This is a genomic window from Sphaerisporangium sp. NPDC088356 (assembly GCF_040685555.1).
Taxonomy (GTDB): Bacteria; Actinomycetota; Actinomycetes; order Streptosporangiales; family Streptosporangiaceae; genus Sphaerisporangium.
In genome coordinates this window covers 23,896-39,465 of the sequence record NZ_JBFBIK010000021.1, presented here as the reverse complement: position 1 = coordinate 39,465, position 15,570 = coordinate 23,896, and the positions used below count along the sequence as shown (strand labels likewise).

The window sequence follows — 15,570 nt, the reverse complement described above, 5'->3', positions numbered from 1 at the left end:
TCACGTCTCCTGGATTTTCCGCGTCGGCAGGAACATGGCGGGGACGAAGGTGAGCACGACGAAGGCCACCGCGACCCAGAACACGGACCGGAACGCGGCCACCGCGTCGCCGGACGCTAGGAACGCCTGGAGGAGCAGCGCGACGACCGCCGTGCCCATGGCCCCCGCGACCTGCTGGACGATGGCGTTGGCCGTGGTCGCCGCAGGCACCCGGTTTCCGGGGATCGAGTGATAGAGCGTGACCATCGTCGGAGAGATCGCGAGGGCGAGGCCGACGCCGCGTATGAGAAGGGCGACCATCAGCAGGAGGTTCTCCGAGCCGGAGCCGGCCAGAGCGAAGGGAACGGTGCCGATCGTGACCAGCACCAGCCCGATCGTGACCAGCCGACGGTAGTTGTTGCGCAGGTCGATGACGCGTCCCACGACGAGCACCGCGACGAGCATTCCCAGGCCCTGCGGGGCGAGGACGAGCCCGGCGCTCAGCGCGCCCGCTCCTCCCGCCTGCTGGAAGAACAGCGGGACCAGGAACACGGCCCCGAAGAGGGTGAAGTTGTTGAGGAAGGTGACGGCCGTGGAGGCGGCGAACGCCCGGTCGCGGAAGAGGTCGAACTCGACGACGCCCGGTGCCTGTGACCGGGCCGACCTCAGTCCGTAGGCCACCAGCAGGAGGGCCCCGCCCACGAGTGGCACGAGCACGCCGACCTTGGTCGCCGAGCCTCCCTGGCTGAGGACGCTGAATCCGTAGACGAACAGACTGAGCGTCCCGCTGATGGCGACGAGCCCGATGACGTCGAGGCGCCCGGCGGCGGTGCCGCGCGAGTTCGGGACGAAAGCGGCGGAGAGCGCGATGACGGCCACGAGGATCGGTACGTTCAGGAAGAAGGCCCAGCGCCATGACAGGTCCTGGATGATGGCGCCGCCGGCGATGGGGCCGATGATCGGGGCAATCTGAACGGGGATGGCGATGAGAGCCATCAGCCGCCCGAGACTGTCCCGCCCGGCGATCTCCACGAGGATGATCCGCATCAGCGGGAAGAGCATTCCGGCCCCGAGACCCTGCACCACCCGGAAGGCGATGAGGGCTCCGAGGGAGCCGGCCAGGCCACAGAGCGCGGACCCGAGCGCGAACACGCACAGCGAGGCGATCCACATCGCGGTCGCACCGTAGCGCTGGGACGCCCAGCCGGTGGCGGGGATGACCGCCCCCATCGCGAGCAGGTAGGCCGTCGAGGTCCACTGCACGTCGGCCAACTCGGCCGAGAAGTCCCTGGCGAACGAGTGCACCGCCACACCGACGATCGTCGTGTCGAGCAGTGCGACGAAGGCCCCGAACGCGAGGATCATGGCGATGCGCAGGAGCGACGGGTCCAGCCCCTTGCGTGGGGCTGCCCGCTCGCCCGGCTCGGCTCTGACGGCGGCCCGGTCAGTCATGACGTTGTCCTTCCTGGTTGCGGAGTGACGGCCAGTTCTGCAGTGAGAGATGGAGAACCTCGATGGCCCGCTTCCAAGACGCCTGAACGTCGCGGGGATCGCCGAATCCGCGGATCTGCTCCAGACTCACGAAGCCGTGGAACGTGCTGCGCAGCAACCGCACCGCGTCGGTGAGGTCCGGCTCGACCAGTTCGTAGGCGTGGAGCATCGCGTACGAGAGCTCCACGATGCGCCGGTGTCCCTTGGACTCGGCGGCGACCTCCGGCGGCAGGGGCATCTGGACCGCCGTGTACCGCCCCGGGTGGGTGAGCGCGTACTTCCGGTAGGTGTGCGCGAACACGACCAGGGCCTCTTTGCCCGACCGGCCGGCGATGGCCGCCGATATATGTTCGGCCAGTTCGTCCGCGGCGAGCACGGCGATCCTGGTGCGAAGGTCCCGGACGTTCTTGATGTGGGAGTACAGGCTGGCGTCCGCGACTCCGAAGAGCCGGGCCAGGGCGGACACCGTGATCTTGTCCAGTCCGACCTGGTCAGCCAGATCCGCCCCGGCCCGGGTCAGGCGGTCGACCGTGAGGCCGACGTGAGTTGCCATGCCATCCTCCTTCGTGCTTCCAGTGCACCTAGATACTATCGTTGATTGCCTAATAAGCATAGGCTCTGCTACGTTCGAAGCATGCGAGAAGTGAGCGAGCGCGCCATCCGCGCTTCCTTCGTGAACTGCTCAAAGGGCGAGGCGATGCGGCTGACGGTCCCGCGCGACCTGGCCGAGCGACCCTGGGACGACTTGGACTTCTTGGGATGGAATGACCCGAAGGCGCCGCAAAGGAGCTACATCGTCGCCGAACGCGATGACGGGCTCATCGGCGTGGTGCTCCATGTGACCTCGGGACAGCACGGGCCCAAGCGCCGCAGCATGTGCTCGCTGTGCCTCACGACGCACTCGGGCGGCCGCGTATCCCTGTTGGCGGCCAAGAAGGCACGTCAGACAGGGAAGGACGACGATTCGGTCGGTGAGTACATATGCACCGACCTCGCCTGCTCGCTGTATGTGCGGGGCAAGAAGCTGCCAGAACACGGCGAGCGCCTGGAGGAATCCCTCACGGTCGAGGAAAAGGCCGAGCGCGTCAGAGCCAAGCTGATGGTCTTCCTGGACAGGCTCTTCGTCTGACGCCGGCTCGGCGGACGGCCCGCGCGACTACCGCCGCCCGGGCGCCGCCGACGCCAGCCGGTCGCGGCGCACGGCGGAACGACCCGGGCCCGCGTGCAGCGTGGCCGCCACCCTCAGCAAATCCTCAGCCGAGAGCGCCGCCAGCATGGCGTCGCGGGCTTCGGCTTCCGCCCCGGCAGGATGGTAGACAGCCTCCCCCATCCACCGCGCCGCTTTCTGAGCCCAGGCGGTCCTCTCTTCCCGCAGCGCGGCGAATCGCGTGAAGCGGTCGCCGATCTCCTCCGCCGGGCCGTCCGCAAGGTCTCCCAGAGCGACGGCGTCCTCCAATGCCATGCAGGCGCCCTGCGCCGCGTACTGCAGCATCGGGTGGGCCGCGTCTCCCATGAGCACGACGCGGCCATCGGACCAGCGCGTCACCGGCGGCCGGTCGCACAGGACCCACGTGCGCCAGTCCCGCCCCAGTTCGAGCAGCCGCCGCGGAACGCCCTTCATCGCCGGAAAGCGGTCGAGGACGTCCCTCCTGGTCACCGGCAGTCCTGAGACGGCCGTCCGCGCGCCGTCGTCGCGGGTGACGGCCAGGTTCAGCCGGTCGCCACCGGCGATGGGATAGCACACGAGGTGCCACTTCGGCCCGGACCAGAGCTGGACGGAGTTACAGCGCAGTTCGGCGGGAACGGAGTCCATCGGTAACACCGTGCGGAAGATCGTGTGCCCGGACACCACAGGGGCGCCGTCGCCCACGAGCCGGGCGCGCACCGCGGAACGAATGCCGTCCGCGCCGACGAGGCCGTCCGCCTCGACGCGCTCGCCCGATCCCAGCAGGACGCTCACCGACGATGTGTCGTTCACATAGCCGGTGACCATGCTCCCCGCCCGCAGCTGGATGCGGTGGTCCTCCTCGCATGCCCGCAGCAGCGGCGCGTACAGATCCCCCCGCTGGACCACGGCGTACGTGCCGCCGAACCGGTCCCGATACGCGTCGTCGATGGGCAGGCAGGCGAGCGGCCGTCCCGACTCCCCGTCGAGCAGGCGGATGGCGTCGATGTGGACGGCCCGGGCTCGGACCTCCGCGGCGACGCCGAGCTCCTCCAGGGCAGCGAAGGCGTTGGGGGCGAGCTGGATTCCCGCGCCCAGCTCGGCGAACGCGGCGTTTCGCTCCAGGACATCGACGGTGTGACCGCGCCGCGCGACGCCGAGGGCCGTGGCCAGGCCACCGATTCCGCCGCCCGCGATGACGAACTTTGCCATTCATCCACCTTCTGCGTGACGGGGGACAGGGGCAGGGGTCACACGGCCGCGACCGGCTTCCTCCTCGTGTGGCCGGGAGCCGGACAGCAACACGGCGACGGTGTCGGCGAGGACGGACGGGCCGTGCTCGCTGAGGACGGACTCGACGTGGAACTGCATGGAACGGAATCCGGGCCCGGCGAGACCATGGACGTACCCGGTGCCGGCCTCCCTGCTCACGGAGATGACGGCGTCCTCGTGCCGCACCTCGTCGGACGCGCTGGACAGCACGAAGGTGTTGTAGAAGCCCATGCGCACCCGCCGCCCGAAGTAGTCGATCTCCTGCTGGACGCCCTGGTTGGGACGATCCCGCCGCACCACCTCGAAACCGAGCATGGCGCCGAGGATCTGATGGCTCAGGCAGACAGCGATGAACGACGTGCCGCCGCTCACCATCGCGCGCATCGTCTCGCGCAGCCGGGCGATCCTCGGGTTGGCGGTGTCGCGCGGGTCGCCGGGGCCCGGGCCCATGACGACAAGGTCGTGGTCGTCGGCCTCGTAGGCCTCGTTCCACCGGCGCACCTCGACCCGCAATCCCAGGGCACGTAGCTGGTGGCCGATCATCGCCGTGAAGTCGTCCTCGGCGTCCACGATCAGCACGCGCCCGCGATCCTCGGCGCTCGTGCCGGGAACCGCCTCCTCTTGTCCTGCGCCGTCCAGCCAGAACGCCGCGAGCCCGGCGTTCCGGGCGCGCAACGCCCGTTCGACCTCCGGATGCGCGTTGAGGCTCGGCAGCGACCGTCCGGGCCCCTCCCCCCGCTTCTCGATGCCGAGCGCGCTCAGCAGGCCCCGGGCCTTGGCGTGGGTCTCGGCCACCTCGGAAGCGGGGTCGGAGTCCCGGACCAGCGTCGCGCCCACGGAGATGTCCAGCCGGCCGCCGGTGATCTCGGCGGTCCTCAGCAGGATGGCCGAGTCCAGGGAGCGTCCGCCGTTGATGTCCCTGCTGATCAGCGCCGCGATCCCGCTGTAGTACCCCCGGCCTTTCGGCTCGTACTGCTGGATGACCCGGCAGGCGCTCGCCAGCGGGCTGCCCGTCACGGTCGGGGCGAACATCGTCTCGCGCAGGATTTCCCGGACATCGCGCGAGGTGCGTCCCTTGATGAGGTACTCGGTGTGCGCGAGGGTCGCCATCTCCCTCAGGTAAGGGCCGACGACGCGGCCACCGCCGGCGGTGATCCGGGCCATCATCTTCAGTTCCTCGTCTACCACCATGTAGAGCTCGCCGGCTTCCTTGGGGTCGGCGAGGAACTCCATCAGGTCGCCGAGCGCCGGGCCCGACGGCGGGTAGCGGAACGTGCCGCTGATGGGGTTCATCACCGCCGTCCCGTTGAAGAGGCTGACGTGGCGTTCCGGAGTGGCGCCGACGAAGGTCCTCTCGCCGGTGTGCACTGCGAACGTCCAGTACGCGCTGCGCTCGCCGGTCAGCAAACGGCGGAAGAGGCTGAGCGTGACCCGGGGGGACGCGTCGGCGATCTCGGCGGTGAATGCCCGTTTGATGACGAAGTTGGAGCCCGCGCCATTGCCGATTTCGCGTGCGAGCACCTCGCCGACGATCGACGCGTACTCCTCGTCGCCCACGTCGAAGCGGGTGTTCACCAGCTCGATGGGGGCGTCGGGCAGGCGCGGCAGCGCGTGGTCGAGGGGGCAGGTCGCGTAGTCCCGGACGGTGAGGGCCAGGAGCGGGGCCTGGTCGTCATGGCAGGAGAACCCGCGCTCGCCGATCTGCCTGTAGGGCACCATCACCAGCACCTCGTGCCCGGGCCGCGCCCGCACGGCGTCCACGTCCGGGAGAGGCAGATCGGCGAGACGACTCACCGTGGTCACGTCGCCGAGGAGGATTTCCAGCCGCCGGCCGACTGCTTCGGGGCGGTAGAGAAGGGCGAAAGTGGTGGATCCGGAGTTCAGCACTCCGTCGAGCAACTCGATGAACCGGTCTTTGTCCGAAGGCATCGCACCCCTCCTTGTCATTCGTCAGGTGCGCGCGATCAGCGGGGACCGCTCCAGGCTGTCCAGCACCGCCTCGGTGGGGAGGACGACGGCGCACCGCGTGGCCGCGTAGTCGAGGGTCAGCCGATGGTGCTCTGGGGTGAAGTCGGCGACAGCGTCGGCCACCAGGAAGGTCTCGATGTCGTTGGTGAACGCCTCGACGGCCGTCATGAGGCAGCCGACGTGGGCGTACACCCCGCAAATGATCATTTGGTCACGGCCGAGGGATCGTAGGCGCGCGAGCAGCCCGTTGCCGTGGAAGGCGCTGTACCGCCATTTGGTGAAGACCAGGCTGTGCTCGTCAGGCGCCATCTCCTCGATGATGGCGCGGTCCTCCAAGGAACCACCCATGCCGGAGCCCCAGAAGTCCTTGAGCAGTCCTCGCTGTTCGTCGGTCATGTCGCCGGGCTGCGCCGTGTAGCACACCGGGATACCGAGGCTGCGGCAACGCCGCGCCAGCGCGGCGCAGTTGCCGACCAGATCGGTACGGGGCTGCCGCCCGCAGGGAAACGGCGCCACGAAGTACCGCTGCATGTCGTGGACCAGCAGGACGGCGCGGCGCGGGTCGGGCCTCCACGAGGCCGTGTTCGCCGGCAGGGTCTCAGGGCGTGGCATGGGGTACGGGTCGATCGCGCGGATGGGCATGATGATCGGTCTCCTTTACGAGCCCAGCGAGGCGCCGCCGTCCACGCACAGCTCGTGCATGGTGATGTGGGAGGCGCGGTCGGAGAGCAGGAACTCCACGGCGTTGGCGATGTCGGAGGCCCGCGCCAACCTCCGGAGGGGGATCCCGACGCGGTACTCCGACGGCACGCCGTTCAATGAGCCGTCGGGGCCGGTGTCGTCGGTCCACAGCGAACGCAACATGGGCGTGTCGGTTGAGCCGGGCAGCACCACGTTGCAGCGGATCCCGGATCCGGCCAGCTCAAGGCCCAGAGTCTTCGTGTACGCGGCGGCGGCGGCCTTTGAGGCGCAGTACGCGGCCATGTGCGTCCGCGGCACGCGTCCCGCGTTGGACCCGACGGTGACGATGGCGCCGCGCCCGCGCGCGGCCATCCTTCTGGCTACGGCGGAGGACATGTGGAACACGCCGTCCACGTTGACCGAGAAGGTGAGCCGCCAGCTCTCGGCGGTGAGCGACAGGGCGTCCGCCACCCGGAGCACCCCCGCGCAGTTGACGAGGAAGTCCACCGGGCCGAGGCGCTTCTCGGCCTCCTCCACCACCGCCTCCGCCTGCGCGGGACGGCTGACGTCGGCCGGCAGCACGGTGACGTTCAGGGCCTTGTCCCCGGCGCCGCGTTCCAGCGCTTCCAGGGCAGGTGCGTCGATGTCGACGGCGACCACGGCGGCGCCCGCATCGGCGAGGCCGTACACGATGGCCTCGCCGATGCCGCCGCCCGCCCCTGTGACGATCGCGACATTGCCGTGGAAGCATCCAGTGGTCATCTTGATTCCTTCTCGTCGACGTCATCGTGCGGATGACGGACCTGGCCGCAGGGCAGGGCGGAACGTCAGGCGAATACCCACGCGGCGAATGACTGCTTGATTTGCCTGGAAGGCTTTCCTGTTACCTGGTCGAGATAGGCGGATCCCAGATCGGCTTCATCGCCGACCGGTGATCTCGTGACCGGATCTCCGAAGGAATGTACCCGACTCAACCTAATATGTCTAGGCTTCGACCTTGCGCACTCAGCGCATAAGTTTCGCTACTCCTAGTACAACAAATTGTGTCCGATATATTTACAAGATCAGTAATGTCACCAGTCCAATCGGCGAGACGAAAGCGGATCCAGCCGACAAGCCGAGAGTACGGACCGCCACACCCTGACAAGGACCCAAAGATCGCCATACAGCTAGGCTGAACTGGGATTATTCACCTCTGGTAGATCGCCGGCGGCGGCGGACCACCCGGCCGTCCGGCCCTCACCGGGTGCTCGCCCGAGCAAACACAGCGGGGGTTTTCGGCGGTGACACAACTCCAGCAGCCCCTTGAATTCCCCCTTGGATCTACCGGGAATACGCGGAGCCGACAGTCAGGCGACTTCAATACTCGCAGTAGAAGTCGAGCCTAGACACATTAGGGATAGACGGATACATTGCCGAAGCAGGAATCGGCATGGCTCTATCGCAAGCGAAGTTGACGACCTTCAGAGAGAGGATTCTGCATGCACCGCTGGGCGCGCGCTCAAAACGGTGGCCGTCTCGACTCGCTCACCGGAGGACGTTTTATCGCCGCTCTCATGGTGTTCGTTTTCCACATTGCGACGCTTCAACTATTCGCTGAGGGATCCGGCGTCGGGTCGGCGCTGACCTTCGCCACCAAGACCGCCGGCACGATCGGGGTCTCGTTCTTCTTCGTCCTCAGCGGTTTCGTGCTGACCTGGTCGGCCAGATCCGACGACTCGTACGCCGGGTTCCTCCGCCGCAGGCTCGTCAAGATCTACCCCAACCACGTGGTGACGTTCTGCCTCGCGATGCTCGTGTTCGCCGCAGCCGCCACGCCGACCGGGACCGCCGTGCTGAACCTGCTCCTGCTCCAGGCCTGGGCGCCGCGGCCCGACATCTTCCTCAGTGTGAACGGACCGAGCTGGTCCCTCTCCTGCGAGCTCGTCTTCTACCTGCTGTTCCCGCTGCTGCTGCCGCGGATCAGCCGGATCGCCGGGAGGCGGCTGTGGTGGTGGGCGGCCGGCGTCGCAGCCCTGATCGTCATGCTTCCCGGCCTGGCCCATCTCCTGCCGGCCGACCCGGTGTTCGACGGGAGCCTGGCCGCCACGGTGCTCGGCGGCGAGTCGATCAGCCGCATGTGGTTCGTCTACATCCTCCCGCCGGTCCGCCTGCTGGACTTCGTGCTCGGCATGCTGTCGGCGCGCATCGTGATCTCCGGCCACCTGCCTCGCATCGGGGTCGTACCGGCCGCGTCGATCGCCGCGCTCGGCTACGTGGCCGGGCTGTTCGCGCCGATGCTGTACGTCGCGGACGCGGTCACGGTCGTGCCGCTGGCGCTGCTCGTCGCCGCGCTCGCCTCGGCCGACGCCCGCGGATTCCCCACCCTGCTGGGCTGCCCCCTGATGCGCCGGCTCGGTGAGATCTCGTTCGCCTTTTACCTGATCCAAGAGATCGTGCTGGTGTCGATGCGGGCGATGGTCGGGTTCGACCGTCACCTCGACCCCCTGACCGGTCTGCTGTTCGGCCTGGCCGCCTTCTGCCTCTCCCTGCTGCTCGCGTACGCGATGCACCGCTGGGTGGAGACCCCGGCCGTACGCAGGTGGGGCAGGCACACCCCCCCGGCGGTTGGCCGCCCGGCGCCTCGGAAAGAAGCGGCCGCCTGACCCCGCATCACTCTGATCCGTCCTTCACTGGAGAGTTATCTTGAGAATTCTCATCGTCACGGGTGGCAGCCCCGCGACCGTCTTCCCCCTCACACCGCTGGCGACCGCGGCCCGGCTCGCCGGCCACGAGGTGATCGTCGCCTCCAACGCCGAGACCATGGACGCCGTGGCCGCGGCCGGGCTCGCCGGAGTCTGCGTCTCCCAGGTCCCGATCCGGCGGCACATCACCACCGACCGGGCCGGGGCCCTGATCGACGTGCCGGAAGACCCGGAAGCGCACATGCGCTACATCGGGCACGGCTTCGGCCGTATGGCAGCGGCCTACCTGGACCCGCTGTCCGCGTTCGCCGCGCAGTGGCGGCCCGACGTGGTCGTGGGCGGAATGCTGACCTTCGCGGCCCCGCTGCTCGCCAACCGGCTCGGCGTCCCGTACGTGCGCCACTCCTGGGACGCCGGGGAGCCGCCCGTCGTCGATGTCGCGGCCGGACAGGAGTTGCGCGGCGAGCTGGACCGACTCGGCCTGGACGGCATCCCCGCCCCTGACATGTGGATTGACATCTGCCCGCCGAGCGTCCGTCCCGCCGACGCGCCGGACGCCCAACCCATGCGCTACATCCCGTGGAACCCGCAGCGGACGCTCGAACCCTGGATGTACGTCAAGCCGGCCCGCCGCGTGTGCATCACCGCAGGGACCAAGGTCGCGCCCGGCTACTTCTACGACTACCTCGTCGAACTCGTGGAGAAGGTCAAGGACCTCGACGCGGAGATCGTGATCGCCGCGCCGGACGCCGTGGGCGACGAACTGACCGGCAGGCTGGGCGTGCGCACCGGGTGGGTGCCGCTGGACATGGTGGTCCCGCGCTGTGACCTGCTGGTGCACCACGGTGGCGGTGGTACGGCGCTGACCGGCATGGCCTGCGGCGTCCCGCAACTGGTGATCCCGAACATGCCCAAGCTGCTCGCACCGACCCGGCGGCTCGTCGAGTACGGCACGGCGACAATGCTGCTGCCCGGCGAGGACACGGCCGACGCCGTCACCGAGGCGTGCAGGGACCTGCTCGACAGCCCCTCGTACCGCGAACGCGCGCGGCGGCTCGCCGAGGAGATCCTCATGATGCCGCCGCCGGCCGAAGTGCTGGCCCAAGTGGAGAAGTTGGTCTGATGCGGGTGCTCGTCACCGGTGGAGCCGGCTTCATCGGATCCCACTACACCCGGATGCTGCTGCGGGACACCGACGCGTACGTCACGATCCTGGACAAGCTGACGTACGCGGGCAACCTCGCGAACGTGGGCGACCTGATCGGCGACCCCCGGCTGCGGTTCAGGAAGGGCGACATCGACGACCGGACCATACTCGACGACCTGATGCCCGGCATCGACACGGTGGTGCACTTCGCCGCCGAGTCGCACGTCGACCGGTCGATCGAGAACGGCGGGGCGTTCGTGCGCACCAACGTGCTCGGTACCCAGCGGCTGCTCGACGCCGCCGTGGCGCACGGCGCGCGCACTTTCGTGCACGTGTCCACGGACGAGGTGTACGGGTCCATCGCCGAAGGCTCGTGGACGGAGACCAGCCCCCTGCTGCCCAACTCGCCCTACTCGGCGTCCAAGGCCGCCTCCGACCTGCTGGCCCTCGCCTGCCACCGCACACACGGCCTGGACGTGCGGGTCACCCGCTCCTCCAACAACTACGGCCCGATGCAGTTCCCGGAGAAGGTCATCCCCCTGTTCATCACGCGGCTGATGGCCGGAGACCAGGTCCCGCTCTACGGGGATGGGCGCAACGTTCGCGATTGGCTGCACGTCGAGGACCACTGCCAGGGCATCGAGCTCGTCCGGACCAAGGGCCGCCCCGGGGAGATCTACAACATCGGCGGCGGCACGGAACTGTCCAACCGGGAGCTGACCGGACTGCTGCTCGACGCGTTCGCAGCCGGCTGGTCCTCGGTCCGGAGAGTGCCCGACCGCAGGGGGCACGATCTGCGCTACTCGGTCGACTGCGGCAAGGCACGCGACGAACTCGGCTACCGGCCACGCTTCGACCTGACGTCCGGGCTGGCCTCCACCATCCAGTGGTACCGGGACAACGCCGACTGGTGGCGGAAGGGACTCGTGGCGTGATGCGCGGGATTCTTCTGGCCGGGGGCTCGGGCACGCGGCTGCTGCCGCTGACGTCCGTCAGTTCCAAGCAACTGCTGCCGGTTTACGACAAGCCGCTCGTCTACTACCCCCTGTCGGTCCTGATGCTCGCGGGCGTCCGGGAGATCCTCATCATCAGCGGCGATCAGCACGTGGACGCCTTCCGCATGCTGTTCGGGAACGGGAGCCATCTCGGTCTCGATCTGCGCTACGCCCGCCAGGAGTCCCCCCGCGGCATCGCCGAGGCGCTGCTCATCGGCCGCCAGTTCGCCGGCGACGAGGACGTCTGCCTGATCCTGGGGGACAACATCTTCTACGGGCACGGCCTGCCGCCCGTGCTGCGCGAGGCCGTGGCGACGGTGGACGGCTGCACGGTGTTCGGCTATCCGGTGTCCGACCCCCGGCGTTACGGCGTCGCGGTCGTGGACGACGCCGGCCTCCTGGTCGACATCGAAGAGAAACCCGCCTCGCCACGGTCGAACCTCGCCGTCCCCGGCCTTTACATGTACTCCAACGACGTACTCGCGTACCCGGAGAAGATCTCCCCGTCGCCCAGGGGCGAGCTGGAGATCACCGACGTCAATCGGCTCATCATCAAGGAGGGGCGCGGCAGGCTGGTGCAGCTCGGCCGCGGCACCGCGTGGCTGGACGCGGGTACGCACGACAGCCTGCTAGAGGCAGGACAGTACGTGCAGATCCTCCAGAAGCGCCAGGGAATGCAGATCGCCTGCCTGGAGGAGACCGCGTTTCGCATGGGCTACATAGGCATCGCGCAATTTACCCGGCTCGCGGAACTGCTCCCCTCCGAATCGACGTACGGCAGATATGTCCGCTCTTTGGTGCACAACTGAGTTTACGGAGGTGTGACGGCGATTTTCTATCATATCTGCTTCGTGGTGCCGAGCATCGAGATCGCCATGGACGATCTCACGAGAAGCGTCGGCGTCGAATGGGGCCCGGCGAAGGCCGACTCGGTCGGCCCGTGGGAATACCGGATGGCGTTCTCCCGGACCGGGCCGCCGTACTTCGAGTTGATCGAAGGGCCCAAGGACAGCCCTTGGGACTCGACGCTCGGCGCCCGGTGCGACCACATCGGATTCTGGACACGGTCGGTCGAGGAGAGCGCGGAACGCCTGGTCGGCGAGAGGTTTCCGGTGGAGTTCAACGGCTGCCCCCTCGGCCGGCCCTATACCTACCATCGCGTGAAAAGCCTCGGCGTCCGTCTGGAGATGATGGACGTCTCCCGGCAGGAAATGTTTCTGGACGCCTGGAATCCGGGCGGCGCCGCGATGCTCCCTTTCGACACGCATATGCGACCCTCCGGGAATTCGTGAAGGAGCCATTCGATGAATGAATCGGTAGCTGTCGCACGCGATGAAGGCCCCAGAATCGACCCCCGCGTCGTCGAGTCGCTGGACGGCGCGGCATGGCTGTGGAAACGGATGGCGCTCTCCGCCACGCCGTGCGCGGAGGCGCCCCGGGTGCCCGTGCCGGTCGAGCTGCGCTCCATTCTCCGGCTGTTGGAGATCGCGGCGAACGGGTCGCCTACCGGCGGGCCGTCCGTACCGTCGGCGGGCGCCCTCTACCCGTACGAGCACTACGCGGTCGTGGCGGGCACCGAAGGGCCGGCCGTGTACGGTGTCGACGTCGCGCGCCGCGGCTGCCGCCTGCTGCGGGCGGGCAGCCAGGTGGAACGCGCCCTCGACCGCGCCGACCTCGCCCTTCGGCGCCCCGGCCGGGCCCTGGTGCTGAACGTCGTGCGGCCCTGGCTGTCCATGCGCAAATACGGAAACCGGGGATACCTCTACGCGCAGCTCGACGCCGCGCACCTCGCCACCCACCTGCTGTGCCTAACGCGTGACGCGGGTGGCGGCGCCGAGCTGCGCACCCGGATCGCGGCGAGTCCCGTGACCGAACTGCTGGCCCTCGACCCCGCCTGCCGCTTCCTGCACAGCGTGCTCGTGGTCGACGGCGGGCCGGAAGCGGCGAGATCGTACTGCGACACCGCGTGGACCTGCTCGGACGTGCGGGACGACCCGGTCGCCGCCACGGTGGTCAAAGGGCTGGAGACCGAGTGCTGGCAGACGATCGCAGCGCACAGGGCCATGTCACCGGTCCCACGTCCCCACCCCGTGCGGCTCCAGACTCTGATACCGGGGATCGTGCCGCCACCCGACACCGGGCCGCTCCCCTACCCCGAGCCGTGGACAGGGCTCGCCGCGCGCCGCCGCTCCGCCAAGGACTTCGCGGACCTTCCGCTCACCGCCCGCGTGCTGAGGTACGCGCTCGCCGCGCTGGCGACGCCGCTCACCACCGACCTTTCCCCCGGCACAGAGCTGGGCACGACCCTCGTGGTCAGAGACGTCACCGGATGGCGTCCGGGCAGCTACCCGCTACACGGGCCTGCGGGCCTGGCGGCCGTCCCCGTCGCGCCGCCACCGTCCGGTGACGAGGTGGTCCGCGTGTGCATGGGCCAGGAGCACCTGCGGCACGCCGCCGCCACCGTCCTCTTCCACGCGCCGCGGGAGGAGATCGTCAACGGGGGAGCCCGGGGTGTGGACGACGCCCTGCTGCGGGCGGGGGCGCTCGCCCACCTGCTCTACCTCGGCGCGACCGCCGCGGGCGTCGCCGTCACCGGGGTCGGCGGTTTCGACGCCGACCGGTGGCGGGCCCTGACCGCGCTGCCGGAAGCCCACGACGTGCTCTACGTCGTGATGCTCGGCGTGCCGGGAAACGGCCCGGTGAAGTTGGACCGGCTGAGCACCCCCCACCGCGGATGAGGGGCGGCCTGATGCTGATCAGCCTCATCGAGGAGGCGTTGTGGGAGCACGGCGACTCCGTGGCGGTGACGGACGCCCACACCGCGCTCGGCTACCGCGAACTGGCCGAAGAGAGCGCGCGCGTCGCGAAGGAACTGGCGGCGCACCTCGGCCCTTATGGAGAGCGTGCCCGGGTCGGCATCCGCGGCGGCAACTCCACCGCGTACGTCGTCCTCTACCTGGCGGTTCTGCGCGCCGGCTGCGTGCCGTTCCTGCTCGACCGCACGAGCGGGCCTCAGGAGACCGAGGCCATCGCCGAGGACTGCGGGCTCGACCTGCTGCTCTACGAGCCCGGAACGCCACCACCCGTCTACAGCTCCGTCGTGGCATCGCCACAGGGAATGCTGCTGTCCGCGCTGCCGTCCCGCGCGCGACGTCCGGACCTGTGCGACACGACCCAGGTGGCGCGCTTCACCTCCGGCTCCACCGGACGGCCGCACTGCGTCGAGTTCTCTGGCCGGGCGGTCCACCGGGCGGCGGTCAACTGGATCGAGGGCACGGGACTCGGAGCCGACGACCGGATCCTCTGCTTCGCGTCCCTGTCCAACGGGCTGGCGTTCAACACCTCCCTGCTTCCGGCCTTCCTCGCGGGCGCGCGGCTGCACCTGGGCCACGGCCTGCCGACCGCCAGCCGGGTCGTCCGGATGCTGGAACAGACCGGGGCGACGCGGCTCGTCGGCTTCCCCGCCCTTTACGACTCGCTGGTACGGCGTGGCCCCGCCCTCCCGGCCTTCAGCGGGCTGCGCATGGCGATCTCGTCGGCGGCGCCGCTCAGCCCGGAGACGAAGGAGCGGTTCATAGCGCGGACCGGCGTGGCCATCCAGAACTACTACGGAGCCGCCGAGGCGGGACCGCTCACCTTCGCCGCCGACCCGGTCACCGATCCGGGCCTGGGAAAGCCCCTGCCGGGCGTATCCCTGCGCGCCGGACGGTCCGCGGAGGAGCCGGAGGCGGTGGAGGTCCGCAGCGAGTCCATGGGCACGCGTTACCTCAACGCCCCCGGTCTGCTGGAGAGCAGGCTCACCCCGGACGGCCACTACCGCACCGGCGACCTCGGCTACCTGGCCGGGGGCAGCCTGGTGCTGACCGGGCGGACCAGTCAGGTGATCAACATCGGTGGCCGCAAGATCGACGCCGTCGAGGTGACCGATGTGTTGCGCGGCGCCGAGGGCGTGCGGGACGCCGTCGTCCTTCACGTGACCGACCGCCACGGCGGCGACGCGCTCGCGGCTGTGCTCGCGGCGGAGCCCTCCCTCGACACCGTCGCGCTCCGCCGCCACGTCGGGGCCCGGCTCGCCGCGCACAAGGTGCCCACCCTGGTCCAGGTGGTACCGCGGATCCCGCGCGGCTCAAGTGGCAAACCCGCCATGGCGGAGATCCGCCAGATGTTCGACAGGTGAAGGAGACCCCC

General features: G+C 69.2%; 14 protein-coding genes. 8 read left to right on the top strand and 6 right to left on the bottom strand.

Annotated features, from left to right (window positions below; genetic code table 11):
• Nucleotides 1-1,431 carry a DHA2 family efflux MFS transporter permease subunit gene (locus AB0O34_RS11010; protein ID WP_363915041.1) on the bottom strand — a complete coding sequence of 477 codons (1,431 nt, stop codon included), beginning with the start codon at nucleotides 1,429-1,431 and terminating at the stop codon, nucleotides 1-3.
• Nucleotides 1,424-2,023 (bottom strand): WHG domain-containing protein, encoded by a 600-nt coding sequence (locus tag AB0O34_RS11005; RefSeq protein ID WP_363915039.1) that lies wholly within the window; start codon nucleotides 2,021-2,023, stop codon nucleotides 1,424-1,426. The genes AB0O34_RS11010 and AB0O34_RS11005 overlap by 8 nt, the downstream gene beginning before the upstream one ends.
• 81 nt (nucleotides 2,024-2,104) lie before the next feature.
• On the opposite strand from AB0O34_RS11005, the gene AB0O34_RS11000 reads away from it, so the two are divergent.
• Nucleotides 2,105-2,599, top strand: coding sequence for an FBP domain-containing protein (locus AB0O34_RS11000; protein WP_363915037.1), 495 nt, complete (start codon nucleotides 2,105-2,107; stop codon nucleotides 2,597-2,599).
• A gap of 27 nt (nucleotides 2,600-2,626) precedes the next feature.
• On the opposite strand, the gene AB0O34_RS10995 is transcribed toward AB0O34_RS11000, so the two are convergent.
• From AB0O34_RS10995 to AB0O34_RS10980, 4 genes are read right to left on the bottom strand one after another with little or no spacing between them, the layout of a single operon-like run.
• Complete coding sequence (locus AB0O34_RS10995; protein ID WP_363915035.1) at nucleotides 2,627-3,847, bottom strand: FAD-dependent monooxygenase; 1,221 nt, start codon at nucleotides 3,845-3,847, stop codon at nucleotides 2,627-2,629.
• Nucleotides 3,848-5,836, bottom strand: coding sequence for a chorismate-binding protein (locus tag AB0O34_RS10990; protein WP_363915033.1), 1,989 nt, complete (start codon nucleotides 5,834-5,836; stop codon nucleotides 3,848-3,850). It abuts the gene before it with no gap.
• A 21-nt stretch (nucleotides 5,837-5,857) separates the two neighbouring features.
• Nucleotides 5,858-6,517, bottom strand: a complete 660-nt coding sequence (locus AB0O34_RS10985) for an isochorismatase family protein (protein ID WP_363915031.1) — start codon at nucleotides 6,515-6,517, stop codon at nucleotides 5,858-5,860.
• A 15-nt stretch (nucleotides 6,518-6,532) separates the two neighbouring features.
• Complete coding sequence (locus AB0O34_RS10980; protein WP_363915029.1) at nucleotides 6,533-7,318, bottom strand: 2,3-dihydro-2,3-dihydroxybenzoate dehydrogenase; 786 nt, start codon at nucleotides 7,316-7,318, stop codon at nucleotides 6,533-6,535.
• Nucleotides 7,319-8,037: 719 nt separating this feature from the next.
• Here AB0O34_RS10980 and AB0O34_RS10975 point away from each other — a divergent pair.
• The 7 genes from AB0O34_RS10975 to AB0O34_RS10945 are packed head-to-tail and all read left to right on the top strand — an operon-like array spanning nucleotide 8,038 to nucleotide 15,559.
• On the top strand, nucleotides 8,038-9,201 hold the full coding sequence (locus AB0O34_RS10975; RefSeq protein ID WP_363915027.1) for an acyltransferase: 1,164 nt from the start codon (nucleotides 8,038-8,040) through the stop codon (nucleotides 9,199-9,201).
• 40 nt (nucleotides 9,202-9,241) lie between these two features.
• A complete protein-coding gene (locus AB0O34_RS10970; RefSeq protein WP_363915025.1) occupies nucleotides 9,242-10,363 on the top strand; it encodes a glycosyltransferase in 1,122 nt (373 codons plus the stop codon).
• A complete protein-coding gene (gene rfbB / locus AB0O34_RS10965; RefSeq protein ID WP_363915023.1) occupies nucleotides 10,363-11,322 on the top strand; it encodes a dTDP-glucose 4,6-dehydratase in 960 nt (319 codons plus the stop codon). The genes AB0O34_RS10970 and rfbB overlap by 1 nt, the downstream gene beginning before the upstream one ends.
• Nucleotides 11,322-12,191: a glucose-1-phosphate thymidylyltransferase RfbA gene (gene rfbA / locus AB0O34_RS10960; protein WP_363915021.1), complete on the top strand. Its 870-nt coding sequence runs from the start codon at nucleotides 11,322-11,324 to the stop codon at nucleotides 12,189-12,191. Before rfbB ends, rfbA begins: the two co-directional genes overlap by 1 nt.
• Nucleotides 12,192-12,203: 12 nt before the next feature.
• Nucleotides 12,204-12,674: a VOC family protein gene (locus AB0O34_RS10955; RefSeq protein WP_363915019.1), complete on the top strand. Its 471-nt coding sequence runs from the start codon at nucleotides 12,204-12,206 to the stop codon at nucleotides 12,672-12,674.
• Between the two features lie 12 nt (nucleotides 12,675-12,686).
• The gene (locus AB0O34_RS10950; protein ID WP_363915017.1) at nucleotides 12,687-14,120 is read left to right on the top strand and encodes a nitroreductase family protein; all 1,434 of its coding nucleotides are present in this window, start codon (nucleotides 12,687-12,689) and stop codon (nucleotides 14,118-14,120) included.
• 11 nt (nucleotides 14,121-14,131) lie between these two features.
• Entirely contained in the window at nucleotides 14,132-15,559 is a 1,428-nt protein-coding gene (locus AB0O34_RS10945; protein WP_363915015.1) for a class I adenylate-forming enzyme family protein, read from the top strand.
• The last annotated feature ends 11 nt before the right edge of the window (nucleotides 15,560-15,570 follow it).